Consider the following 24035-nt stretch of genomic DNA (forward strand, 5'->3'; position numbering starts at 1 on the left):
GCTGAATCATCTACCACAGCTGCACTTCAGCCCGGGAACGGTGATGGACGGCGAATGGTGGAGACGGTGTCGGCATTTGTGCCCGGCGATTTCGCGCCGCCGGCGTGATATCGGGGAATGGCTCACAGTGGGGCGACGAATCGCGTAACGCTCTGGTGCGCGCGGCTGGTGGCACGCACGATTCGCGATGCCTTGTCAGACCGGGAAAGCGCCGCCAATCCGTGGATTGACGGCGCCTCCCGGTGAAGTCCGCTAGTTGGTCTCGTACCTCAGATGTCGATCATGATGTCGTGCAGCGGGGCATCGTCGTCGGCGATGAGGTCGGCATCGATTCGTAAACCGGTCACGGGACAGAGGTATTCGCGGAATCGGATGCGATCTGCCATCTTGGTGTCAAACACCTCGTGCTCGGGTGTGACCTGTCGAACCAGTGTGTCCCGGGTGATCGCCCTGTCTTTGAAGTTTGCGGTGGACGGCCCCAAGTCGGCACCGTTACACCACCAGCGACCATCAACGATGTGCAGTAGATCGCCCACTTTTTCGGCGGAGGCGGGAGCGGGAACAGGCTCGCCCGGTTCACGCCCACCCAGCCGCTTCTTACGCAGCTCCATACGCCTGGCCGTCGTCGCTGCGGTGTCGACGACTCCCGCATCGAAGACGACCCCGTACACACGTTCAGCGGAAGGTTCGTCGACGAGCAGGTTCTCCAAGTCGCTCGCGACAAGAGTGGGCTCGCGGAGCAGCGGATCACCATAGCCGGGAGCCGCAGGTGAGACCCAGTGGATGATGTCGCCGTCGCCGAACGCGAATGGTGGACCCACGTGACTGAGCGTCTCTTCCTCGCCCACGACCTCGTCGATAGTGACAGGTACTCGACTCTCGGCCAGCTGGGCGCGCGCATCCGTACTCCGCTTGACTCGACACTTGGCCATGCCGCCCGGATTTCCGCCGAACAATCCCTCGCCGGTGGTGAAACTCTCGTTTTGATAGTTGATGATCTGACCACCGAGGACGCCATGGATCATCAACGTCTCGTGGTAGCCACCACCCGCTCGATAGCGACCACTGCCGCCGAATCCGGACTCGATCATCTTACGGGCCAGGACGACAACCGGACTCTGCGCCTCGAGATCTTCCGAGTTGTACGCCATTGCATCGGGGATCCACCACTGGCCGCCCGCGTCGACTCCGTCTCGGTGGGGTCGGCCGGCCAGGCTGCCCATGAGACCGTTGGCGTCGACCAGGAGAAATGGCGATCCGCTCGGATCCAACCCTGCACCGATCAAGCTGTTCAGATTCGGGGCGCACGGTCCCAGGGGCAGGGATCGAGCGGTCTCGTCACCGCAGGCCAGCATCTTGCTCACCACGGCACCCGCGACGCTGCACTGAACAGCAGCAAGCCGGATACCGGACGCGCTGACCCCCGCCGGGTGCTCGGCACAGTTCATGAGACCGGATGTCGGGTTGAACGCCACCCGCCGGTATGCGCCGCCGTATGCGCCGGCCAGATCCGGCACCATCTGCTGCGTGATCGCGGCGAGGACGATACCGCTCAAGCCGGCGAATGTGATGTTGCCGCCGCCCAATTGGGGCGCCGTGCCCTCATTGTCGACCATCAGCCAATCGCCGCGCTTGGTGATGTTGATCTGTTGCGCGTGAATCTCGCGATCGCCGGGGAAGGCGCCCTCGATGTAGGTGCGATGCGACCAACGGCCGTCGGGAATGGTCCGGAGTCTCTCGACGAACAGCCGTTCACCCGAATCGACGATCCTGCGCATCACGTTCTTGACGACATCTGGACCGTACTTGGTGATGAGTCGTTCGATCTTTTCGCGGGTTGCGGTCGCGCCGCCGACCGCTGCTCGGAGATCCATCTTGGTCATGATGGGATAACGGCTTTGGCGGACGAACAGGCCCTCTACATCGCGGGCGAGCTTGCCGTTTCGGACCAGCGCGACCGGGGGAACGAGCATCGGTTCCTGCCACACATCGGTCGCGGAAACACACTGGCTGCCCGGGACAGAACCACCGACGTCCGAGAAGTGCATCGAGTTGGCCACCCAACCGAAGATCTCCCCCTCGATGAAGACGGGGGCGATCACGGTGACGTCCGATTGATGCGCGGACCCGATGTAGGGATCGCTGGCCAGGAACATGTCGCCTGGTCCGATCTCGTCTACCTCGAAGTGCTCGAGGATGTACTTGATCGTCAACGCATTCTGGTTCGAAAAGTAGACGACCCCGGCACCGATGCTGACCAGATCGGCGTTCTCGGTGAGCAGCGACGCCTGAAAGTCGCGGGCGAGCATCACAACAGGGGACAGGCTCAACCGCTGCAACATGTCGGCGTGCTCTTGATTGATGTTCGCCAGTGCGCTTCGCACGACTTCATACGACACCGGGTCGACGTCGACATCGAGGCCCTGGTGAAGCCGAAGAGACGGGTTGATGGAGAGCGGCTCACTGGGGATGTATCCCCGGGTCGTGCCGTCCCACAGCGCCGCTTCGTCAGTGGCGGCAACGTTCGTGATGGTCATGCGATGTTCTCCTTCAGCGTGAGTACCGCGTTGCCCGAGGCATCGGTCTCGAGATTCTGACCGGGTGCCACCGAGATGCTGGTGTGCGGCAGCTGAACAATCGCCGGCCCGTCGATGCGTTGGCCGCGAGTCGGAGTGCCTTCGTACACAGCGGTGTTCAGCCAAGCTTCCGTGCCCGGCCAGTACACGTCGCGATGCCGAGTCGGGGTGGCCTGCTCGGTGGACACCTCTCGGTCGGATGCAGCTGCGCCGGTGTCCAGGTTGACCCGTGCGGTGACACGGACTGCGAAGATCTCGATCGCCTGGAACACGGCAAGTGCCGCCTCCCCGAAGAGTCGCTTGTACTGTGCCCGGAAGGCGTCTGTCATGGTCTGTGCGATCGTCGACTGATCCCCGGACAACGGCGGCAGACTCAACTCGAGTTCTTGCAGATACTGCTCGGCGTACCGCGCCAGCGCAGTGTGCTCGACGGTCACCTGGTCTTCCGAGAAGCCGGCTTCCTTCATCGCGCTTCTGGCCTGGTCCTCGACCGAACTCACCACAGACTCGAGGGTGTCGATGTCGAACGGAGCGACAATTGAACATTCTCGCTCGAACACCTGCATGACATCGCTCGCCGCAATGCCGTATGCCGAGAGCGTAGAAGCGCCATTGCCCATGGGAATGACCACCTGCGCGGCACCCAGCTCCTCGGCGAAGTGGAAGGCGTGCACGGGGCCGGCGCCGCCGAAGGCATACACGACGAAGTCGCGCGGGTCGACGCCCTGCTCGATGGTGCGTTGACGGATGAGGGTCGCGGCGTTGTGGTTGTTGATTCTGAGAATCCCCGACGCTGCCTCCTCCACCGACAGACTCAACTGGTCAGCCAGGGTCTTGACCGCGTCCGCCGCACGCTGGGCATCCAAGCCCATTCGGCCACCGAGGAACTGGTCCGGTTCCAGCAGCCGGAGTACGACGTCCGCATCCGTGACGGTCGGGAGCGTCCCGGTTCCGTAACAAGCCGGTCCGGGCGATGAACCGGCCGACTCAGGACCGACCCGCAGGCCTCCGCTGTGGGGCTCGTATCGAGCGATCGAACCGCCACCACAAGCGATGGACCGGACGTCGAGCTGCGAGATCTTGAAGGTGTACTGGTCGATCACGTTCTCGCTGGACAAGATGGGCCGCCCGTCGATCAGCAGACCGACTTCGAAAGACGTTCCGCCCATGTCGGTTGCGATCACGTTCCGGTGGTTGCTTCGCGCTGCGATGAGAGCCGTTCCCGCCAGCCCGCCGGCAGGGCCGGAACCGATCGTCTGGATCGGGAGACGGGATGCAACGGCAACCGGCAGTACACCACCGTTTGACTGCATGATGAACGGCTCACGGCCGATACCACGACCACGCAACTCGTCGGCGAGCTCGGTGAGGTAACGGCTCGAAGCCGGACCCACATAGGCATTGATGACTGTTGCCACAGTTCGTTCGAACTCTCCCTGCCGCGGTGCGATCTCCGACGACACACTCACGAAGATCGATGGGTCCACCTCATGAACCAGTTGACGTAGACGTTCCTCGTGCGCTGGATTGCGAAAAGCCCACAGAAGTGCGATCGAGATGGCGTCGACACCCTGATCGAGCAGGTCGGCTATCACCGCACGCGCGTCATCTTCATCCAACGGGGCCAGCACCGTTCCGTCCCGGGTGATGCGTTCGGAGACCTCCGCGATGAGTCGGCGCGGGACGATGGGCACGGGCTTGTCCGTATCCCGCACATTGGCGCGCAGGTCGGCCGCTACTCCGGCGGTGCGTCCTCGACCACGCATCATCGTCAGCGCGTCGCCGTGTCCTTTGGTGGCGATCACACCGACTTTCGCCCCGTTGCGCTCCACCACCAGGTTCGTGCCAATGGTCGTACCGTGGCTGAACCGGCTGATCGCGGGGATGAAGCTGCCCAGTGACAGACCGGCACCTTCCGCCAGCTGTTCGACACCCGCCAGAACCCCTTCCGTAGGCGAGGTCGCATGAGTGGAGAGTGCCTTGCCGTGCAGCACGCGGCCATTCTCGTCGATGGCCACACAGTCCGTGAAAGTGCCGCCGATATCAACTCCCACTACGTATTTCACTCAGACTCTCCAATTCGGATCAGGGATGAGTTCCATGTCGGACTCCTTGTGTTCGGACGAAGGTGTTCACCACTGCGATACAGCGATGAGACGGTGCGTCGCAATATTCTGTATGACTGTGGTCACACCTGTCAAGGGGCTCCGGGGCGGGGATGCAGCTCGCCCGGGCTCTTGACCCCCCCTCCGCACTGGAGTCGTGGAGGAGGCGGGCGGGGGGGGGTTGGCGGCGCCTGCGCAGAAAACGCCCCTGAGCAGGAGGGGTTGTGGCGCTGGTTACAGTCGTCTATATTTTGAGACGAGTCGTATTAAACTCACCAATCCTGGTGATCCACTGAACGGAACGAAGCCTTGGCCCCGGTTATCGCGCTCGCGAGTACATCTGAAAGCTCACCGAACACCCCGCTTCAGGCCGGCACCTTGCCGGAGGCGTTTCAGAGGACGGTGGCAACGTACCCTGACCAGATCGCGATTCGCACCATCGGCGGCGGCGTGGAGTTGACGTGGGATGCCTTCGGAGCACGCGTGCGAGGGCTCACCGGAAGCCTTGCCGAGCTCGGCTGCCGCAGAGGCGAACGCGTCGCCGTACTCATGCGGAATCTCATCGAAAACCATCTGATCGACTACGCGTTCGCCCACCTCGGTGCGGTGCCTTTCGGAATCTTCAACAGTTCGTCGGTTGACCAGATCGTCTACCAAATCGGCCACGCCGAGGCCGAGGTGGTGGTGACTGAAGCTCGCTACCTGCAGAAGGTCACGGAAGCTGTGTCGCAGCTCGGCGACCAGGTTCGCCACGTCATCGTCGCCGATCCCGATGGCGACTCCCCGCAACTCGTGGGCAACCAGGTATCACTGGAGACGGTCGCCGAAATGCCAAGCGATGGATTTGATTTCGATGCATCATGGCGCGCGATCGAGTCTGAGGACATGGCCTGCATCATCTTCACCTCCGGCACCACGGGGCCTCCGAAGGCGGCGATGTGGTCCCATCGGATGATCGTGGAGGGCGTACGCGCAATCGATGCGGCGATCCCGCTGCCACGACGTGGACTCATCTCGTTCTTGCCCATGGCCCACGCGGGCGGCCGGAACAACGGACATCACTACGCTCTGGCCTACGGTGCGACGATCACGGTATGCCCTGACATGAACGACGTGCCCAAGGCTCTGGTCGACGCCCATCCCGACCTCTTCTCCTCCTCTCCTCGGGTTTACGAGAAGCTCAAGGTCGCCATAGAGGCGCTGATCGAGTCCCAGCCCGAGGAATCCCGGGTTGCGCTGAAAGACGCGCTCGAGACAGGTCTGCGCGTATCTCATGCGGAGGAAGCTGGCGTTCCGGGACCAACTTTCGACCTGGCCGCGCTACAACGCCGGCATGAGCAGACGGTAGGGCTCTTCGGACCGATCCTGCGGGAGGTCGGACTGGATCAGTTGCGTGTGGTCATCATCGGAGGAGCAACCGTAGCACCCGAGATAGTGCACTTCTTTCGTGCAATCGGAACACCGATGCTCGAGGCATATGGGTCAACTGAAGTCATGCTGAACGTCTTCAACAGGGTCGATGACTTCAAGACCGGCACCGCGGGTAAGCCACTCCCGGGTGTGGAACTGCGTCTCGCCGAAGACGGGGAGGTCCTGTGCCGGGGTCCGCTCAACTTCAGTGGATACTTCAAGGACCCGGTGAAGACAGCCGAGGTGGTGGACAGTGATGGCTGGGTCGCCACCGGCGACATCGGAACCATCGATGACGACGGATTCCTTCGAATCGTCGACCGGAAGAAAGAAATCATCATCAACTCGCACGGCAAGAACATGTCGCCGGCCGTGATCGAGACTGCCATCCAGGACGAGAGCTCGCTCATCGCGCAGTTCGTGGCCATCGGAGAATCCCGACGATATGTCACAGCTGTGACGACCCTGGATCCCGTGGCCCTCCAGACGTTCACGAGTGGTCACCCCGAGCTCGCCGGGCTCTCGCCCCATGAGTTGGTCGAGCACGAACTGGTCGACGCCGAGATCTCCGCGGCGATCCGGCGGGGCAACACGCAACTCAACAGCAACGAGCAAGTCAAGAAGTTCGCAATCGTGGGGCTTGCGTGGGAACAGGGCGATGACATCCTGACACCAACGGCCAAGGTCAAGCGACGAGTTGTCAATGAGCGCTACCGCGATGTCATCGACGGCCTCTATTCGGACTGATCCATCAATGAGAGCAAACCTTTTCAGCAAGGTGTAGCCCTGTCTGTGATGCATCCTCGGCCCCGCTCGGTACGCGAACGAGAGGTCGTCGGAAAGGCATCCATGATCAATCAGAGTTGGGATCGAAAATGACTGAGCAAGAGCGCACCACACGTATGGTGCTCGAGATGTGGTCGGGTGGACTCGAGGCCACCCTCACATCCTGGCGAGACCACGCAACGGACGACCTGGTGTGGTGGAACAGCGCGCGCGGGGCGGTCGACGGACTCGAGACCTGCCTCGACAGCATCCGGATGTTCTACCAGGCGATGAACGTCAGTCACGTCAAGGTACCGATCCGCGCGGTGGTATCGGATGGGAATGATCTCGTGGTGGTCGAACGCTCCGATGACACCTATCTCAGGGATGGGTCGCTACTGGCCGCTGTACCCGTGGTAGGTGTCATCAAGTTCCGCGACGGCAAAATTGCCGAATGGCGAGATTATTGCGACGACTGGGTCAGCAAGCTCGGATTCACTGTGAATGCGGAATTCGAGGAACCATGATGGAGCACCGATCTTCGGGTGTTGGTCCGTAGGCACTCAACAAGCAACGTTGAATCAGGAATTCCCGTCGGGCAAGCGTGGCCGACTACGCATTGTGTGTCGATCATGTGCGCATTCGACGTCCGGTGGGGCGTGTCCAATCGAAGGGACGTCAAGATGAACCAAACTCTGCAAGGCCCGGTGCTCTCCATCGGGGATGGACTCACGGTCCCTGGCTTGCTGAGTCGCGCCGTGGCGACCGTGCCCGACGACGACTTCCTGGACTTCGAGGGACAGGTGTTCTCGTTTCGCGAGGTCGACCGTCGATCCTCGCACTTTGCCCACGCGCTGGTCGAACTAGGGCTGACGCCGAAGTCGACCGTTGCCAGTCTTCTAGAGACCTCGATCGACGCCATTGTCACGTGGCTGGCCGCCAATCGCGCTGGAGCTGTGTGGATACCGCTGAACACCGCGTATCGCGGTGAGTTTCTCCGACATCAGTTGGCGGATTCGGACGCCGAGTTTGTCGTGTGTGAGACGGAGTACCTCGAGTACGTTCTCCAGATCGCGGCCGAGTTGCCGAAGCTACGTGTCATTCTCTGTGCCGGCGAGCCCACGATCGATACGGTCGGGACACCGGTTCCCGTCTTGTCCCTCGCGGACCATCGCGGGGAGCGCGCGCTGCCACCGCGCGAGACACATCCCAGTGATCTGTCGCTCTTGATCTACACATCCGGAACCACGGGGCCTTCGAAAGGCTGCAAGGTGAGTCAGAACTATATGTGCAGTCAAGGGTTGCAGTGCAATGATGCGGTTCCACCGGAGCCAGGCGAAGTGATGTACACGTGCCTGCCTCTCTTTCATGTGTCGGCTCTGAGTCAGATCATTGCAGCTCTCGCAGTGAAGACCCGGATCGCAATCTCACCGCGTTTTTCGGTGTCGCGATTCTGGCAAGAGATCGAGCGATCAGGCGCACGTAACGCGCTCTTGATGGGCTCGATCTTTCCGCTGCTGGCTCATGCAGAAGAAACTCCGGAGATGATCCGGTGCCGTGGGCAACTCCGAGTCGTCACCGGGGTGCCCGTTGCGCCCGATATTCGAAAGATCTGGGAGTCGCGATTCGGCGTCGAGCACATCAACAGCTTCGGCTACGGTCTGACAGAGGGAGCGCGACTTGCGCTGCATCGGTATCGCGGCCGCGACCACCTTCCACCGTTGGATTCTTGCGGCGAAATAGCGTCTGACCGATTCGAGGTCGTGGTGTTGGATGAGGCGGATCGAGTGCTGCCCGAGGGCGCGGTTGGAGAGATCGCATTCCGACCGAAGCTCCCTCATGTGATGTTCGATGGGTATTGGAAGAACCCTGCTGACACCTTGAAGATCACGCGCAATATGTGGATGCACACAGGCGATCTGGGGCGGATCGAGAATGACGTCTTGTTCTTTGTGGACAGAAAGAAGGACTATCTGCGTAATCGAGGGGAGAACATCTCGAGCTTTGAGATCGAACGCGCATTCCGCCGGCACCCCGACATTGTGGAGGTTGCGGTTCACGAGATCGGGGTCGGCGTCGCCGAGGACCGGATGAAGATCACTGCGGTCCTCATCGAGGGCTCCCAGCTGACCGAAGAGCGTTTGTGCCTGTGGGCGCTCGATCATGTTCCCTACTTTGCAGTGCCGCGCTACATCGAGTTTCGGGAAGACCTCCCGAGGACCCCCACCAGCAAAGTGCGGAAGGTGCAACTCCGCGAGGAGGGTTTCACCGACAAGACCTGGGACAGGGAAGCAGCAGGGATCTCTGTTCGTCGTTCCGGCATCACCCGGACAAGCTCTGGCTAGCGCAGAAATGGCGGCGGCGGGCGGGAATTCCGAGCACCCGCCGCATCGATGGCGAAGCACCAGAAATCAAAGGAGAACACAATGGGATTGCTCGACGGAAAAGTAGTATTGGTGACCGGCGGAAGCCGCGGGCAGGGACGCGCGCACGCTGTGACCTCGGCGCGCGAGGGTGCGGATGTGATCATTGTCGATGTGACATCGAATTTGTCTTCGGTAACGTATCCGATGGCGCGCGAAGAAGACATGGCGACGACCGTAAAGGCTGTTGAGGCTCTTGATCGACGAATTGTTGCCGTCGAGGCGGACGTGCGCGAGCAGGCTCAATTGGATGCCGCCGTTGCACAAGGTATCAGGGAGTTCGGGAAGATCGACGCTTTGATCGCGAATGCCGGCATATGGACTCAGGCGCCATTCTGGAAGCTGACGGACCAGCAGTGGGAAGAGATGATCGGCGTGAACCTGTCCGGTGTGTGGCGCTCCGCGAAGGCAGTTGCGCCTCACATGATCGAACGACAATCTGGCTCCATCGTCATGATCTCTTCGGTGAACGGTTTGGAAGCCGGCCCCAACTTCGCGCATTACACGGCGGCCAAGCACGGCGTCGTCGGCCTCATGAAAACGGTCGCACTCGAGCTGGCTCCGTACGGCATTCGTTGCAATTCAGTACATCCCGGGGCCGTACGCTCCGGCATGACCGAGAATCAGATGGCATTCGACATGTACAAGGGCGGCCCCGGCGGTACAGTCGACGACCTCATCGAGGCCGGGAAGCACTACGGAGCGCTCAAAGCGACGACCTTCATGCCCCCAGAGACGATCGCGGACGCCACGCTGTTCCTCAACTCTGACCTGGCATCCTCCATAACTGGAGCGGCGTTGCCCGTCGAGGCCGGCCACTTGTTGATTCCCGGAGTGAACCAGACGCCTGCGTAGATATGGCGCCGATTGCGCACCCGTCTCTCGTTCGTTCGAGTACCCCGCGTCCGACGCGGTCCTGAGGCAGCCCTCCGCTGCGGCTGGACCGGCAACATCCCGTCTGCGTGGGGCAATGGCTCGGAACTCCGGACCGATCGTCGTCGGGCGAGTTAAAGGCCTGGGCGGCAGGCACGTTCATGGTGCCCGTATTCATCCGGACGAGCGGAGCCGTATGCGACATCGTCACGCGCGGGTGGCCGCACTCGCTCGTACTCGGCCCGGTGCAGATGGGCTGGATCATAGTCGTCGACTGTTGTGATCTATGCGATGCTGCCCTACGATAAGAGACGAGTCGTATTTAAAAGCCTGCCTGTTGACGGGTAACAAGCGAAGCGGTCACGGCGCCGGCCAGTCGGCTCAGGCGGGACGCCACACCGCGAGTTCGGTGAATCACAGAGCGCAATGAGGCGCGCAGAGCAGGGCCGCAGTGCGTCCCAGCCCTGGGGCTACTCGTAGACAGTGAGTTCACAAGACTTTGTTCAGATCTTTGGCGGGTCGGCAAGACGATTGGTGACGCGTCGCATCGTTCATTCCGGTAGAGGAGATGTCATGACAGGCACGCCATTCCCGTCGGTCCGGGAGGAGGCGCCCGATACAAGCGAGACCGCGTCCGTACCGGACCTCCCCGGGCGGCACTCGGGCAGCTCATCGATTACGGCCCACGGTGTGCGTCAGGTATTCGGAAATGGCGTCGAGGCGCTCAAACGAGTCGACCTCACAATTCCGTCAGGTCAGTTCGTAGCTCTGGTCGGCGCGAGCGGTTGCGGCAAGACCACGCTGCTGAACATGATCGCCGGGCTGATTCAGCCGACGGAGGGCGAGGTGCGGATCGCGGGCCAACTGCCGGTGGTCCCCAACCTCGACGTCGGGTACATGTTCGCCCGCGACGCTCTCCTCTCATGGCGTCGTGCGGACCGAAACGTGGAGTTGCCGCTCGAGGTTCGTGGCTGGCCGAAGGCCCAAAGGCGGGAGCGCAGCCATCAACTTCTCAAGACAGTCGGCCTGGAAGGGCGCGAGAAGCAGTTCCGGCTACAGCTCTCGCAGGGTATGCGGCAACGTGTAGCCATCGCCCGGACGCTGGCTGCCGACCCTTCCATCCTGCTCATGGACGAGCCGTTCGCAGCGCTGGACGCCCGTACGAAGCTGGCCCTTCAGTCGGAGTTCCTGCGGCTGTGGGAGTGCGCGGGCGAGGGCACCGAACGCAAGACAGTGGTCTTCGTGACACACGACCTCACGGAAGCCGCGTTGCTCGCCGACAGGGTGATCGTGATGTTGCCGCATCCGGGTCGGATTGCAGAGGACCGAATCATCGATCTGCCGCGGCCGCGAGCCGACGTCTTGGGCGACGTGATGTTCTCGCCGGACTTCCAGGCGATCACGCGAGAGATGTTCGAGAGGCTGGAAGGCGCCTTCGCGGATGCCGGGCCCGCTACCGAGCCGGAGGCCGACCGGTGAGCGTCGCCGCACCGGAGCGTCGGGTCGTGAGGGTAAAGCCCCGGCGAGCGGTCGCTCGACGTCCAGCGGATCTGCCGTTCGTGGCGGTTCTTGTCCTACAGCTGGTGATCGTCGCGGCGTTCCTCGGCCTTTGGCAGTGGTTGGCCGATTCGGGACGCATCGACACCGTCATCTTCGGTAGTCCGTCCGGTGTGTGGGATGCCTTCTGGGCGTATGTTCCTTCGGCTCCGGCTCGCGAGTCGATGATCTCCACCGGAGTGGCAGTACTGCTGTCCTTCGTGATCGGATCCGTACTCGGGACCGTCGCGGGCCTCGTTCTGGGACTCAGCCGGAAAGCGGATGCGATCTTCGGGCCCTTCATGGGCCCGCTGAATTCGATCCCGCGAATAGCTCTGGCACCAGTCTTCGTCGCGTGGTTCGGGTTGACGATGTCAGCGAAGGTCGTCCTCGCGGTCACGGTCGTCTTCTTCATTCTGGCTGAGAACGCGCGGTCCGCCGTGAGGTCCGTGGACCCGGACGTGATGACGATGGCTCGTGTGGTCGGCCTGCGTGGACCGTCGCTGCTCTGGAAGGTTGTCCTGCCGTCGGCCGTACCTTCCCTGTTCGCCAATTTGCGGCTCGCTTTCACCTTCTCGTTGCTCGGCGTTGTCGCATCCGAGATGATCGCTGCCACCTCCGGTCTCGGCACGGACATCGTTCGCTTTTCGACGTCCTACGAGATCGACACCGTCTACGCGATCCTCGTGATCATCGCCGTCGCATCGGTCGTGGTGAACCTGCTGTTCGTGCGAATCGAACGGCGTCTGCTCCGTTGGCAGTAACCCTCGGTTCCTCGGCACCGCTGTCGGTCCCCCTGACGCCGGCTGCACGCAAGGGCTCAGCTCGTTTATCGGTCACACTGGAAGGTGTCAAAGTCATGGAAACTGCACGTCTTCGATCGAAGGTCATCCTGGCCGTTCTGTCCTTGTCGGCGGTGGCCCTCAGCGGCTGTTCCGCCGGCACCGGCGACTCATCGGCACCCGGCACGATCACGGTGCTGGGTTACCCCAACCAGGTCCAAGATCTGCTGCTCACGATTGGTCAGGATGAAGGATTCTTCGACAAAGCCGGGGTCACAGTCGATACGGCGGACTATCCGACGAGTCTGGAGCCTGGCCAGGCCGTCAAGGCGACCAAGTCTGACGTGCTACAGATGACAGCCGGCAGCTTGATGTCCAGCTGGCAGAATGGCGGTGACATGCGGTTCTTCTGCGGCCTCATGCCCAGCATTCCCAACGAGATCATGGCGGCGCCCAACAGCGAACTCCCCTCGACGGAGAGCGGCGCCACGTGGCAAGACGTGCTGCAGTCACTCGAAGGCAAGAAGGTCGGTTTCCCCCAACCGGAGGGCACCGGATGGTGGAAGGTGTTCGCCGCGGCGATGAATGAGGCCGGCGTGGCGGAGCAAGACTTCGTCACCATCAATGTCGGCACGAATACCAGCTCCATCCAGCAGCTGCTCGAGAGTGGCCAGATCGATGCCGCGATGGTGTCATCGTCGGGTACGCAGATCCTGAAGGAGTCAGGTAAGGCAAAGACGCTCATGCCATTGCAGGAGGGTCCCCCCGTGTACACGCAGCTCTTCGGCGCCGGGTACGCAGCGCCGAGTACGGAACTGGAGGAACGACCTGAGGACTTCAAGGCTTTCTGTGACGCGATCACCGAGGCGCTGAACTTCGTTCGCGATCCGGCGAATCTGCCCGCCGCGGCGGGCACGCTGAGCGAGATGCAAGGGATTCCGCCCGCGGCCGCCGAAGCTGTGCTCGCTGAGGTCTACCCCATATTCGACGTTGCGCTGCCTGCGGATCGTCTTCAGCGGACCATCGACTACTACGCCGAGAACGGCGTGATAGAGCCGTCCCCCCTGCCGACCGTCGAGGACCTGGTCGTGGACGTGAACGGGTGACTGGTGAGGCGGTTGTGTCAGCCACCACAGTCCGGTAGTTTAGAGACGTAGCATCTTTTTAAGATAGCCGTCAGCTTGCGGTGGGCAAGGTTCGAGCGGCCCATGGCCACCACGGCACACGAAATGAGGAGAGTCAGCGTGGCAAACGATCCCAAGACCGAGGCTTTGATCCTTGGCTATGCCCAGGCATGTCTGGAACGCGACTTCGAGAAGATCTGGACGTTCTACCACGACGACATCGTGTACGAAGACTGTGCTCTCGGGCAGGTGCACGTGGGCATCGAGGCGACGAAGAAGTTCTATCTGTCGACGATGAACAATCTAGATGTCGACTGGGTCGTCACACGCGTTCACGCGACCGAGACCGGTTTCGGACTCGAGAGCTATATGGCGGGCACGCACGTGAAGGACCTGCCCGGCATGCCGGCGACCGGAAAGACCTTCAAAGTTCCGTGTGCATCGGTTGGCGAGGTGAAGGATGGCAAGATCATCGGGAACCGGGACTACTGGAACAACTTCGATCTGCTCAAGCAGCTCGGTCTCCGCTGACCGCTGTGCGGGGCGGACCTGTCCGACTCGACATGAGTCGCGCGAACGTCTCGCAGCCTCAACCAACACAGCGTAAGCGGTCGCGAATCAGATGGCCGTGTTTTCCCCAGGGAACAAAGATCTCGTTCGGCGGCAGGATCGCACGCATCAGCTCGCCAAGGTCCTCGGATTGGACTGTGGGGCGTCGGCCCTCGCGTATGGACGCAGGCGCGATCAGGATGGTGTCGTGATCGCTGGAACGGTCGGATTTCGGAGGCGAATCTCCTTGCGGTCACCGGGATCTCTCGCCGTGCCCATGGGGATGTGCCGCGCTGTAGGGCCGGCACCGTCGCGTCAACGTGATGTGGATGCTGCTGCAGCCGGGGTACCCGCCGGCCGCGTCGGGGACGGTCGCACACGGCGGCAACAGAGGTGAATGAGTCCGGCGCCGGGGGCTGAGTTGGGTCGCGACCATTTGCGCGGGAGACGGGGCGCCTCTGTCGCCATCGGGCCCACGCCGGTCGCCAACTATCACCGACACCGTCGTTCGAATCGCCCCAGGGGCTTGTTACGGGGGCTACCTCCAGCTACATTATGAGACAATATGTATGAATTTTATTCCCGGACGCTTTGAGGGTCAGCACGGACAAGGACGAGATGATGATTGAAGCGGCGTTAGCAGCGGAGGCCGGGTCAACCGTGGACAACGATAGAATCTCTTCCCGGAATGAGTTCGAGGGCGCTCGAGTGCTTGTCAGCGGTGGCACTTCCGGCGTCGGTTTGGTCATCGCGAAAGAGTTTGCTGCCGCAGGAGCCGAGCGAATCGTATTGCTAGGGCGAAACGCAGGCCGCGGCGTCAGCGCAACCCGGATAGTCGGTGCCGAGGGCGCGGCTGTCCACTTTGTCGGTGGTGATGCGGGTGATCCCCAAGGGTCAGGTGAAATGGCGCGCCAGGCGTCCGAATACCTGGACGGCAGGGTCGACTGTTTCGTTTCCGCGGTTGCTCCCGGTGGGCACCTGGGCCCTCTTGACCGGCAGGATCCTGTGGAACTGGGGCGTGTTCTCGTCGGTCTGGTTCTTCCAGTCATGCAGATGAACCGGGCCGTCCTGCCCTACATGAAAGAGCATGGCGGGACAATGATCAATATTGCATCTGACGCGGCCAAAGTTCCTACCCCGGGCGAATCTGTGGCGGGTGGTGCGATGGCCGCCATCACGATGTTCACTCGCACCCTGGCCCTGGAGGTCAAACGCCACGGGATCCGAGTCCATGCCGTGACTCCCAGTCTCATCGCCGGGACAGAAACGGCCGAACGGTTGGTGGCTGACGACTTCGGAGCAAGAATTTTCGCGAAGATCACCGAAAAGGCGCAGCTGGGGGTGCCTGACGCCACGGATATCGCTGCGGGCGTACTGTGGTTGGCCAGCTCCGCGGCCGCCAAGATCACCGGACAGGTGATCAGCATCAATGGGGGCATTTCGGCAGGCTGATGACCACAAGCGAAAGGTCGTTTTAGATGTCATGCGCATCGCGCCTGCGGCCCTCTTGACCGTCCAGCCTCCAGACGAGACGAAACACTGCCAATCGGGCCTCAGACCTGCTGCTCACGGTCGGTCAGAACGACTGGGTTCCTTGGAGAATGCGGTCAGTACACAAGCCGCGCTTCCTGCCGGCATCATTTTCAGAGGATACGTACTCGTGGCGCAGCGTTCGGGGCGGTAGACACCGGCATCACGGTCGTCGACGACCGCGTCGTAGAGGACCGAGTTCACATGGTTCAGGTGTTCCGATACTGACGCGGTCATGGTCGTATACCTCCAGAAAGTGGGCTGCTCTCTGCACTGTGGCAGCACGTGGTGGCGATCACACCGGGGTAATTGCCAGTCCTGGCCCAGTAGCCGATTGATCAATGCGATTGATCAATCGCTGCAAATTATGTCTTTGTCATGTATGGATCGACGTTCTACGGTGAGACGTGTCCGCGGTCACAGCCGCGGTGTCGATCGGTACGAGACGAGGCGGGTCATGGAGCTACGGCACTTGCGGTACTTCGCCGCCGTGGCCGACACCTGTCATTTCGGGCAGGCGGCCGAGTCGTTGCACGTGGCGCAGCCCGCGCTGTCGTACGCCATCCGCCAGCTCGAGGCCGAACTCGACGTCACACTGTTCACGCGGACCACCCGGCAGGTGTCGCTCACCCCGGCCGGGCAGTACCTCAGGGCCCAGGCCGAGCGAATTCTTGCCGGCGTGGACGAAGCCGTGGACGGCGTGCGTCGGATCGCCGCCGGCCGGAGCGGCCTCGTCCGGGTCGGTATCACCGGTATCGCCGCGTTCTCCCATCTGCCGCGCATCGCGCGGGTCGTCAAGCGGGAGTTGCCCGATGTGGATCTTCGTATCCAGTCCGACATGCTCACGCCGGGCCAGTGCGACGCCCTGCGCGCCGGCGCCCTCGATCTCGGGATCCTGCGTCCGCCGGCGATCGGGGAGCACATCGACACGACGGTCATCGATGTCGAGCCGATGGTTCTCGCGGTGTCGGTCGATCACCGACTGGCCGCCGAGCCCGTGGTCGCCGTCGCCGACCTCCGCCATGAGCCGTTCGTGCTGTACGACAGCCGGGACTCCGCCGTCAACGACGCCGCAATACGGACATGTCGCGCAGCGGGTTTCGTTCCGCACCGGGCGCACCAGGCGCCGGGTACCGCGGTGTTGCTGGCCCTGGTCGCCGCCGGGCTGGGGGTCGCCGTGCTCCCGGCCTCGGTACGGTCACTTCCGCTCGACGGTTTGGTGGTGCGCGACCTCGTCGATGCCGACACTGTCGAGGTCGCACTCGCCTGGCGATCGGGTTCCGACGACCCGGTCGTCACCGCGGTCGCCGACGTCATCGCCGCAGCCTTCGCCGATTCCGCCTTCGCCGATTCCGCCGCCGCAGAGTCGCGCGACACCCAGCTTGCCGACCACCGTTCCGTGAGGACCCGACTGGGTGCTCGATCTGGAGAGAAACCGTGAAAATCACCGCCGTAGAGGCGATTCCGTTCACCATCCCGTACGTGAAGCCGCTGAAGTTCGCTTCGGGTGAGGTGCACGCCGCGACCCACGTGCTGGTCCGGGTGCACACCGACGCCGGCGTGGTCGGCGTCGCCGAGGCACCGCCCCGTCCCTTCACCTACGGCGAGACCCAGGACGGCATCATCGCCGTGGTCGAGGGCATCTTCGCACCCGCGGTCGTCGGCCTGACCTTGCTGGAACGTGAGGTGGTCGCCGCCCGGATGGCTCGCACGGTCGGTAACCCGGCCGCGAAATCCGCTGTGGACATGGCGATCTGGGATGCGCTGGGCAAGGTCCTTGGGCTTCCGGTGGGCGACATGCTCGGCGGGTACACCGATCGGATGCGGGTCGGCCACATGCTCGGTTTCGCCGAGCCGGCCGCGATGGTCGCCGAAGCCGAGAAGATGGTCGACACGTATGGGATCCGCACCTTCAAGGTGAAGGTCGGACGCCACCCCGCCTCCCTCGACACCGCGGTCGTCCGTGCGCTCCGCGAGCGGTTCGGCGACGACGTCGAACTGTACGTCGACGGCAACCGCGGGTGGACGCCGGCCGAGTCCGCGCGAGCCATGCGGGAGATGGCCGATCTCGATCTGTTGTTCGCCGAAGAGCTCTGTGACGCAGGGGATGTGCTCGGCCGCCGATGGCTCGTCGAACAGCTCGCGGTGCCGTTCATCGCCGACGAATCGGTCCCCACGCCGGCCGACGTCACCCGCGAGATCCTCGGCCGGTCCGCGACCGCCATCAGCATCAAGACCGCGCGTTCGGGTTTCACCACCTCACGCCGCACCCATCACCTCGCCGAGGGGCTGGGCGTGCCGGTCGTCATGGGCAACCAGATCGACGGCCAGATCGGAACCGCCTGCACCCTCGCGTTCGGCAGTGCCTTCGAGCTGACCTCGCGATACGCGGGTGAGTTGTCGAACTTCCTCGACATGAGTGACGACCTGCTGGCCGAACCGTTGCAGATCCGCGACGGCCACCTGCACCGCTCGACCGCGCCCGGCATCGGCTTCGAGCTCGACCCGGACAAGCTCGAGAAGTACCGCACCGACAACTGAAATCACGACCCCACAACACGTCTCGTGGCAGCCCCGCGAACCGTCAGTAGCAAGGAGAAGGACATGACCACCACCGAGCATCCACAGGAAGCCGCCACCGCCGCCGCGTCCGGCGCCTCCGCCACCGAACGGTTCCACGCGGACAAGTCGCCGTTCGAAGCCGTCAAGGACACCCCGCCCGAGCGCGTGGCCACCCTCATCAACGAGGTCCTCGCGGGCGTGCACGAGACCATCCGGAAGCACAAGGTCACCTACGACGAGTACAACGCACTGAAGGCGTGGCTCATCAACGTCGGCGAGGACGGCGAGTGGCCGCTGTTCCTGGACGTATGGGTGGAGCACGTCGTCGAGGACGTCGCGACCTCGCATCGTCAGGGCAACAAGGGCAGCATCGAAGGCCCGTACTACGTCCCGGACGCTCCGGAACTCGGCGCCAAGGGCACTCTGCCCATGCGGGACAACGAGCCCGGCGATCCGTTGGTGTGGACCGGCCAGGTCCGGTCGTGCGACGGCACCGCCCTCGCCGGCGCCACGGTCGAACTCTGGCACGCCGACGACGACGGCTTCTACTCGCAGTTCGCGCCGGGAATCCCGGAGTGGAATCTGCGCGGCACCTTCACCGCCGATGACGAGGGCCGCTTCGAGATCACCACCATCCGGCCCGCGCCGTACATGATCCCGACCGATGGCTCGTGCGGGAAGATGATCTCCGCGGCCGGCTGGCATCCGTGGCGTCCCGCGCACCTGCACCTCAAGGTCTCGGCACCGGGCCACGAGCAGCTCACCGCACAGCTGTACTTCCCGGGCGACCCGCACAACGACGACGACGTCGCCAGCGCCGTCAAGCCCGAACTGGTGCTGGACCCGCAGGACGACGGCCAGGGCGGCTTCACCATCTCCTACGACTTCGTGCTGGATCCGGCGAAGTAATGCTGTTCCACGTGCGGATGGACGTGTCCATCCCCGACGACCTCGACCCCGACGTGCGGGCCGACACCGTCGCCCGGGAGAAGGCGTACTCGCAGGACCTGCAACGCGCCGGCAAGTGGCCGCACATCTGGCGGATCGTCGGGGAGTACTCCAACTACTCGATCTTCGACGTCGAGTCGAACGACGAACTGCACACCCTGCTGTCGGGCCTGCCCCTGTTCCCCTACATGCGGATCAAGGTCACCCCGCTGGCGACCCATCCGTCGGACATCAACGGCCCCCCTGCTCCCTGAGGAGCGAGCGAGCCCCCCTTGCTCCCTGAGGAGCGAGCTTGCGAGCGTCACGAAGGGTCCTGGTGAGATGCGTGGCAGACCCTTCGTGACGCGCCCTCCGCAAGCTCCGGGCGCTCCTCAGGGACCAGTGGGTGTGTGGTCCCTTCGGATTAGTGGTTTTGCGGTTTCTTCGGATCAGGGAGCAGTGGGTGCTGATCGCAGCGTCAGGATCGTGATCTCCGGCGGTGTCAGGACGCGGACCGGCGGGCCCCACGCGCCGGCGCCACGGGTCGTGTAGATGACGGTGTCGCCGATCTGGTCGAGCCCGGTGATCGTCGGCTGCTGGGCGCGCACCAGATAGCGGATGGGCCAGAGCTGGCCACCGTGCGTGTGCCCCGACAGCTGCAGGTCGACGCCGAGATCGGAGGCCTCCACCGCCTGCTTGGGCTGGTGGGCGAGAAGGAGGGTGAAGTCGTCGGGGGACGATCCCGCCAGCGCCGCCGGCAGGTCCGGCTCGTACGGTTCCGGCGCGGTGGCGTCATAGATGCCGGCGAGCGTGATGGTCGCACCGTCGACCTCGATCGGCACCCGCGCGTTGCGCAACGTGCGGACGCCGAGTTCCTCCCAGACGTCGAGCCAGCGACCACCGTCGTCGGCGTAGTACTCGTGGTTCCCGCTGACACCGAAGACCCCGAGCGGCGCCCGGAGATCGGCGAGGGGTTCGAGGGTGTCGCGCACGTTCGGAATGGTGCCGTCGGTGAGGTCGCCGACCAGCACGACGAGGTCGGGTCGCTGGGCGTTGACGTCGTCGACGACGCGCCTGGTGAACGACGCGTCGCGGGCCGGACCGACGTGGAGGTCGGAGATCACCGCGATACGCGTCCCGTCGAACTGCGGCGGCAGGCTCGCGAACGTGGCGTCGACGTCGACGATCTGTGGTCGAGACGCCTCGAACACGCCGTAACCGGTGACCCCGAGCGCGATGACCACGACCGCGGCGGTCGCGAACCGGAGCTTGCTGACCCGACGCGCGGCGAGGGCCGGGGTGTCCTGCACGCCGGAACGGCGACGCCGGATCGAGCGGATGACGTGCGCGGCGAACGAGACGAGACTCACCACCGCGAGTCCCAGGAACAGGTAGAAGACAGCGGCCAGCCAGATCAGCCCGACGGTGCCGAAGGGCCGTGCCCACGACGGGTCGAGCACCCGGCCGGTGGCGAAGCCGATGAGGGCGAGCGCCCACAGGACGACCAGCGCGACGTCGGCGACGATCGACCAGGGCCGCGGCATGGCTGTCGCGCGGACGATGCGCCGGTGCAGCCAGAAGGTGATGAGTCCGAAGACGACGGCAGGAAACAACGCCACGGATGGACTCCTGAGTGTGTTGACGACAGGGCGGCGGATGGCCAGCGCCCGGGCATGGGCGGATTGCCCCAATTCTGCCATCGGTGTGCGTTGGTACCCTCGCCGCCATGGCTGAGGTCCTCATCGCCCCGCTCGAACTGGCCGAGATGCTCCTGTCCACTCCACCGGTCCTGTTGGACGTGCGCTGGCGGTTGGGCGACTTCGACGGCCGGGGTGCCTACCGCGAGGGGCACATCCCCGGCGCGGTCTACGTCGACCTCGACTCCGAACTGGCCGCCCCGCCCTCCGGGCCGGTAGGGGGTAGGCACCCGCTGCCTGCCGTTGCCGATCTCCAGGAGGCGGCCCGGCGATGGGGGATCGACGACGGCGTCCCGGTGGTGGTCTACGACGACTCCGGCAATCTTGCCGCCGCTCGGGCCTGGTGGCTGCTGCGCTGGGCGGGAGTCGCCGACGTGCGACTCCTCGACGGTGGTCTCGTGGCGTGGCGCGCCGAAGGTCTGCGGACGACGACGGGAGACGGCGGTCGCCCGCGGGCCGGTCGGGTGACGCTCACCGCCGGACACCTGCCGGTCGCGACCATCGACGATGTGGCGGCCGGACCGGACCACCTGCTCGACGCCCGGGCCGCCGAGCGCTACCGCGGCGACGTCGAACCGGTCGATCCGCGTGCGGGTCACATTCCCGGGGCGATCAACGTCCCGACCGCGGACAACGTCGACACGTCCGGCCGATTTCATCCGGCCGACGAGCTACGGCGGCGGTTCGCGGGTGTCGGCATCGACGCGGAGGCCGGAACCGGGGTGGTGGTGTACTGCGGTTCCGGGATCAACGCGGCGCACCAGATCGCGGCCCTCGCCGTCGCCGGCATCGACGCGTCCTTGTTCCCGGGGTCGTTCTCGCAGTGGTCGTCGGACCCGGAGCGGCCGGTCGCCGAGGGCGACCGGCCCTGAGGACGTTCATCGCAACCGGCTCTGATGGGACGAACCCGGACGTTTTGTCCCAAGGCGGCCCGCCGCGGGCCGGGTAGATGGTGTGATCGGGTGACCGACGATCCCGGGAGTCGCCATGAGTATTGCCCTGACCGAAGACCACGTCGAACTTGCCTCGGTGGTACGCGAATTCGCCGTCGACCGCAAGGTGCGAGCGCAGGCGCGAGATCGTCTCGACGCGTCGGAGGAGGCCAGGCCCACCTTCTGGCAGGAGATCGCCGACCTCGGGTGGTTGGGCCTGCACGTCGCCGAGGAGTACGGCGGGTCCGGCTTCGGTGTGGCCGAGTTGGTCGTGGTGACAGAGGAATTGGGTCGCGCCGTGGCACCCGGGCCGTTCCTGCCCACCGTGCTCGCCTCTGCGATCCTGGCCCGTGCCGACGACGAGGCGCGTGCCCGCTGGTTGCGGTCACTCGTCGACGGCACGATCACCGCGGGTCTCGGACTCGCCCCGGGGCTGACCGAGTCCGACGGCAAGTCGTCCGGTGTCGTCGACGCGGTGCTCGGCGCACCGCTCGCGGACCTGCTGATACTCATCGCCGACGACGATGTGCTGGTGGTGGAGTCGTCGGACTCCGGTGTCGACGTGGGTGCGCAGGCCGACCTCGATCCGACCCGGCGCTCGGCCAGGGTGTCGTTGACCGATGCCGCCGTCGTCCGTCTGCCGAGACTCGCCGCCACCGCCCTGGCCCTCACGCGGACGCTGGTCGCCGCCGAAGCGGTGGGCGGGGCACGCGATGCACTGGACACCGCGGTCGCCTACGCGAAGGTCCGCGAACAATTCGGTCGGACCATCGGGTCGTTCCAGGCCGTCAAACACCACTGCGCGAACATGCTCGTCGGCGCGGAGGCCGCCACGGCGGTCGTGTGGGACGCCGCGCGGGCAGCCGACGAGGACGCCGACGCCCTCGGACTGGTGGCGGCGTCGGCCGCGGCGCTTGCGTTGCCCACGTACACGCGGAATGCGGAACTGAACATCCAGGTGCACGGCGGCATCGGCTTCACCTGGGAGCACGACGCGCACCTGCACCTGCGTCGGGCCACCGTGCTGCAGGCCTTCTTCGGAGGGCAGCGGCCGGCGCACGATGTGTATGCCTTCTCCGCGGCCGGCATCACCCGTGCCAACAGCCTCGACCTCCCGCCGGAGGCCGAGGAACTGCGGACGCGCGTGCGCGCCGACATCGCCGAGATCGCAGCGGCCGACGAGTCCGAGCAGCGCGAGAAGCTGATCGACACCGGGTACGTGATGCCGCACTGGCCCACGCCGTGGGGACGCGCCGCGGACTCGGTCGAACAACTCGTCATCGACGAAGAGATGGCTGCGGCGGGGGTGAAGCGACCCGACTACAGCATCACCGGGTGGGTCATCCTCACCCTCATCCAACAGGGCACGCAGGAACAGATCGACCGTCTCGTACGGCCGGCGCTGCTCGGTGACGAGGTGTGGTGTCAGCTGTTCTCCGAGCCGGGCGCGGGGTCGGACGCCGCGGCGGTCACGACCAGGGCGACCCGCGTCGACGGTGGCTGGCGGATCAACGGACAAAAGGTCTGGACCAGCGGCGCGCACCTGTGTCGCCGCGGCCTGGCGACGGTCCGGACCGACCCGGAAGCTCCCAAACACAAGGGCATCACCGCGGTGCTGATCGACATGGAGGCGCCCGGGGTCGAGGTGCGCCCCCTGCGTCAGATCACCGGCGGATCGGAGTTCAACGAAGTGTTCTTCACCGACGTCTTCGTCCCCGACGCCGACGTGGTGGGCACCCCGAACGACGGCTGGGCCGTGGCCCGCGCGACCCTCGGCAACGAGCGGGTCAGCATCGGCGGCGGAGCACCGGGCAGCGATGGCGCGGTGCAGCAGATGGTGGCGCTCGTCCAGGGCTACGGGGACCGGGTCGAGGGGGCGGCGACGAAGGTCGGGGAGTTCCTCGCCGTCGAGGATGCACTGCGACTGCTGAATCTGCGTCGTGCCGCCAGGTCCGTCGTCGGCGCCGCCCCCGGACCCGAGGGCAACGTCACGAAACTGCTTCTCGCCGAACACCTCAGCGATCGCGCTCACCTGGCGGCGGAGTTGCTCGGACCCGATGTAGCGTTCTCGGACGGCCCCGGCAAGCTGGCCGGCCTGCTGATACTCGGGGCCCGCGGGATGTCGATCGCGGGCGGGACGTCGGAGATCACCCGCAACCAGATCGCCGAGCGCATCCTCGGGTTGCCGCGCGATCCGCTCATCCGCTGAGACGCCGCGCTGATCCTTGAGGTGCGAGCGACGCT

18 protein-coding genes are annotated in these 24035 nt (G+C 64.3%); 15 read left to right on the forward strand and 3 right to left on the reverse strand.

What is annotated here, in order from left to right; genetic code table 11:
- Nucleotides 1-269: 269 nt before the first annotated feature.
- Together MHN80_RS10930 and MHN80_RS10935 are read right to left on the reverse strand one after the other, a co-directional pair.
- On the reverse strand, nt 270-2537 hold the full coding sequence (locus MHN80_RS10930) for a hydantoinase B/oxoprolinase family protein (RefSeq protein ID WP_239401540.1): 2268 nt from the start codon (nt 2535-2537) through the stop codon (nt 270-272).
- Entirely contained in the window at nt 2534-4642 is a 2109-nt protein-coding gene (locus MHN80_RS10935; RefSeq protein WP_308219773.1) for a hydantoinase/oxoprolinase family protein, read from the reverse strand. Before MHN80_RS10935 ends, MHN80_RS10930 begins: the two co-directional genes overlap by 4 nt.
- Before the next feature lie 348 nt (nt 4643-4990).
- Here MHN80_RS10935 and MHN80_RS10940 point away from each other — a divergent pair, with 348 nt between their 5' ends.
- From MHN80_RS10940 to catC, 13 genes are all read left to right on the forward strand, one after another.
- Nucleotides 4991-6838 carry a long-chain fatty acid--CoA ligase gene (locus tag MHN80_RS10940; RefSeq protein WP_239401544.1) on the forward strand — a complete coding sequence of 616 codons (1848 nt, stop codon included), beginning with the start codon at nt 4991-4993 and terminating at the stop codon, nt 6836-6838.
- Nucleotides 6839-6966: 128 nt separating this feature from the next.
- A complete protein-coding gene (locus MHN80_RS10945) occupies nt 6967-7383 on the forward strand; it encodes a nuclear transport factor 2 family protein (protein ID WP_239401547.1) in 417 nt (138 codons plus the stop codon).
- Nucleotides 7384-7539: 156 nt separating this feature from the next.
- The gene (locus MHN80_RS10950) at nt 7540-9201 is read left to right on the forward strand and encodes an AMP-binding protein (protein WP_239401549.1); all 1662 of its coding nucleotides are present in this window, start codon (nt 7540-7542) and stop codon (nt 9199-9201) included.
- An 81-nt stretch (nt 9202-9282) separates the two neighbouring features.
- Nucleotides 9283-10134, forward strand: coding sequence for a mycofactocin-coupled SDR family oxidoreductase (locus tag MHN80_RS10955; RefSeq protein WP_239401551.1), 852 nt, complete (start codon nt 9283-9285; stop codon nt 10132-10134).
- A 591-nt stretch (nt 10135-10725) separates the two neighbouring features.
- Nucleotides 10726-11631 carry an ABC transporter ATP-binding protein gene (locus MHN80_RS10960; protein WP_239401553.1) on the forward strand — a complete coding sequence of 302 codons (906 nt, stop codon included), beginning with the start codon at nt 10726-10728 and terminating at the stop codon, nt 11629-11631.
- 80 nt (nt 11632-11711) lie between these two features.
- Nucleotides 11712-12452: an ABC transporter permease gene (locus MHN80_RS10965; RefSeq protein WP_239401555.1), complete on the forward strand. Its 741-nt coding sequence runs from the start codon at nt 11712-11714 to the stop codon at nt 12450-12452.
- 95 nt (nt 12453-12547) lie between these two features.
- Nucleotides 12548-13576: an ABC transporter substrate-binding protein gene (locus MHN80_RS10970; RefSeq protein WP_239401557.1), complete on the forward strand. Its 1029-nt coding sequence runs from the start codon at nt 12548-12550 to the stop codon at nt 13574-13576.
- Nucleotides 13577-13714: 138 nt separating this feature from the next.
- A complete protein-coding gene (locus MHN80_RS10975) occupies nt 13715-14125 on the forward strand; it encodes an ester cyclase (RefSeq protein WP_239401559.1) in 411 nt (136 codons plus the stop codon).
- 636 nt (nt 14126-14761) lie between these two features.
- Nucleotides 14762-15595 carry an SDR family NAD(P)-dependent oxidoreductase gene (locus tag MHN80_RS10980; RefSeq protein WP_239401561.1) on the forward strand — a complete coding sequence of 278 codons (834 nt, stop codon included), beginning with the start codon at nt 14762-14764 and terminating at the stop codon, nt 15593-15595.
- A gap of 535 nt (nt 15596-16130) precedes the next feature.
- Complete coding sequence (locus tag MHN80_RS10985; protein WP_239401563.1) at nt 16131-17114, forward strand: LysR family transcriptional regulator; 984 nt, start codon at nt 16131-16133, stop codon at nt 17112-17114.
- A complete protein-coding gene (locus MHN80_RS10990) occupies nt 17111-18214 on the forward strand; it encodes a mandelate racemase/muconate lactonizing enzyme family protein (RefSeq protein WP_239401565.1) in 1104 nt (367 codons plus the stop codon). The genes MHN80_RS10985 and MHN80_RS10990 overlap by 4 nt, the downstream gene beginning before the upstream one ends.
- Nucleotides 18215-18277: 63 nt before the next feature.
- Nucleotides 18278-19144, forward strand: coding sequence for a catechol 1,2-dioxygenase (gene catA, locus MHN80_RS10995; protein ID WP_239401567.1), 867 nt, complete (start codon nt 18278-18280; stop codon nt 19142-19144).
- Entirely contained in the window at nt 19144-19437 is a 294-nt protein-coding gene (catC, locus tag MHN80_RS11000; RefSeq protein WP_086534071.1) for a muconolactone Delta-isomerase, read from the forward strand. The genes catA and catC overlap by 1 nt, the downstream gene beginning before the upstream one ends.
- A gap of 174 nt (nt 19438-19611) precedes the next feature.
- On the opposite strand, the gene MHN80_RS11005 is transcribed toward catC, so the two are convergent.
- On the reverse strand, nt 19612-20781 hold the full coding sequence (locus MHN80_RS11005; protein ID WP_239401569.1) for a metallophosphoesterase: 1170 nt from the start codon (nt 20779-20781) through the stop codon (nt 19612-19614).
- A gap of 107 nt (nt 20782-20888) precedes the next feature.
- Here MHN80_RS11005 and MHN80_RS11010 point away from each other — a divergent pair, with 107 nt between their 5' ends.
- Both MHN80_RS11010 and MHN80_RS11015 read left to right on the forward strand, forming a co-directional pair.
- Nucleotides 20889-21731, forward strand: coding sequence for a sulfurtransferase (locus MHN80_RS11010; protein WP_239401571.1), 843 nt, complete (start codon nt 20889-20891; stop codon nt 21729-21731).
- Between the two features lie 115 nt (nt 21732-21846).
- Nucleotides 21847-24000, forward strand: coding sequence for an acyl-CoA dehydrogenase (locus tag MHN80_RS11015; protein WP_239401573.1), 2154 nt, complete (start codon nt 21847-21849; stop codon nt 23998-24000).
- Nucleotides 24001-24035: the final 35 nt, after the last annotated feature.

This window comes from Gordonia sp. McavH-238-E (genome assembly GCF_022348225.1).
Classification (GTDB): Bacteria; Actinomycetota; Actinomycetes; order Mycobacteriales; family Mycobacteriaceae; genus Gordonia; species Gordonia terrae.

Excerpts from the sequence above, each read along its gene's own strand:
- MHN80_RS10930 (WP_239401540.1), bottom strand. The coding sequence starts at position 2,537 with ATGACCATCACGAACGTTGCCGCCACTGACGAAGCGGCGCTGTGGGAC.
- MHN80_RS10945 (WP_239401547.1), top strand. The coding sequence starts at position 6,967 with ATGACTGAGCAAGAGCGCACCACACGTATGGTGCTCGAGATGTGGTCG.
- MHN80_RS10950 (WP_239401549.1), top strand. The coding sequence starts at position 7,540 with ATGAACCAAACTCTGCAAGGCCCGGTGCTCTCCATCGGGGATGGACTC.
- MHN80_RS10955 (WP_239401551.1), top strand. The coding sequence starts at position 9,283 with ATGGGATTGCTCGACGGAAAAGTAGTATTGGTGACCGGCGGAAGCCGC.
- MHN80_RS10960 (WP_239401553.1), top strand. The coding sequence starts at position 10,726 with ATGACAGGCACGCCATTCCCGTCGGTCCGGGAGGAGGCGCCCGATACA.
- MHN80_RS10970 (WP_239401557.1), top strand. The coding sequence starts at position 12,548 with ATGGAAACTGCACGTCTTCGATCGAAGGTCATCCTGGCCGTTCTGTCC.
- MHN80_RS10980 (WP_239401561.1), top strand. The coding sequence starts at position 14,762 with ATGATGATTGAAGCGGCGTTAGCAGCGGAGGCCGGGTCAACCGTGGAC.
- MHN80_RS10985 (WP_239401563.1), top strand. The coding sequence starts at position 16,131 with ATGGAGCTACGGCACTTGCGGTACTTCGCCGCCGTGGCCGACACCTGT.
- catA (WP_239401567.1), top strand. The coding sequence starts at position 18,278 with ATGACCACCACCGAGCATCCACAGGAAGCCGCCACCGCCGCCGCGTCC.
- catC (WP_086534071.1), top strand. The coding sequence starts at position 19,144 with ATGCTGTTCCACGTGCGGATGGACGTGTCCATCCCCGACGACCTCGAC.
- MHN80_RS11010 (WP_239401571.1), top strand. The coding sequence starts at position 20,889 with ATGGCTGAGGTCCTCATCGCCCCGCTCGAACTGGCCGAGATGCTCCTG.
- MHN80_RS11015 (WP_239401573.1), top strand. The coding sequence starts at position 21,847 with ATGAGTATTGCCCTGACCGAAGACCACGTCGAACTTGCCTCGGTGGTA.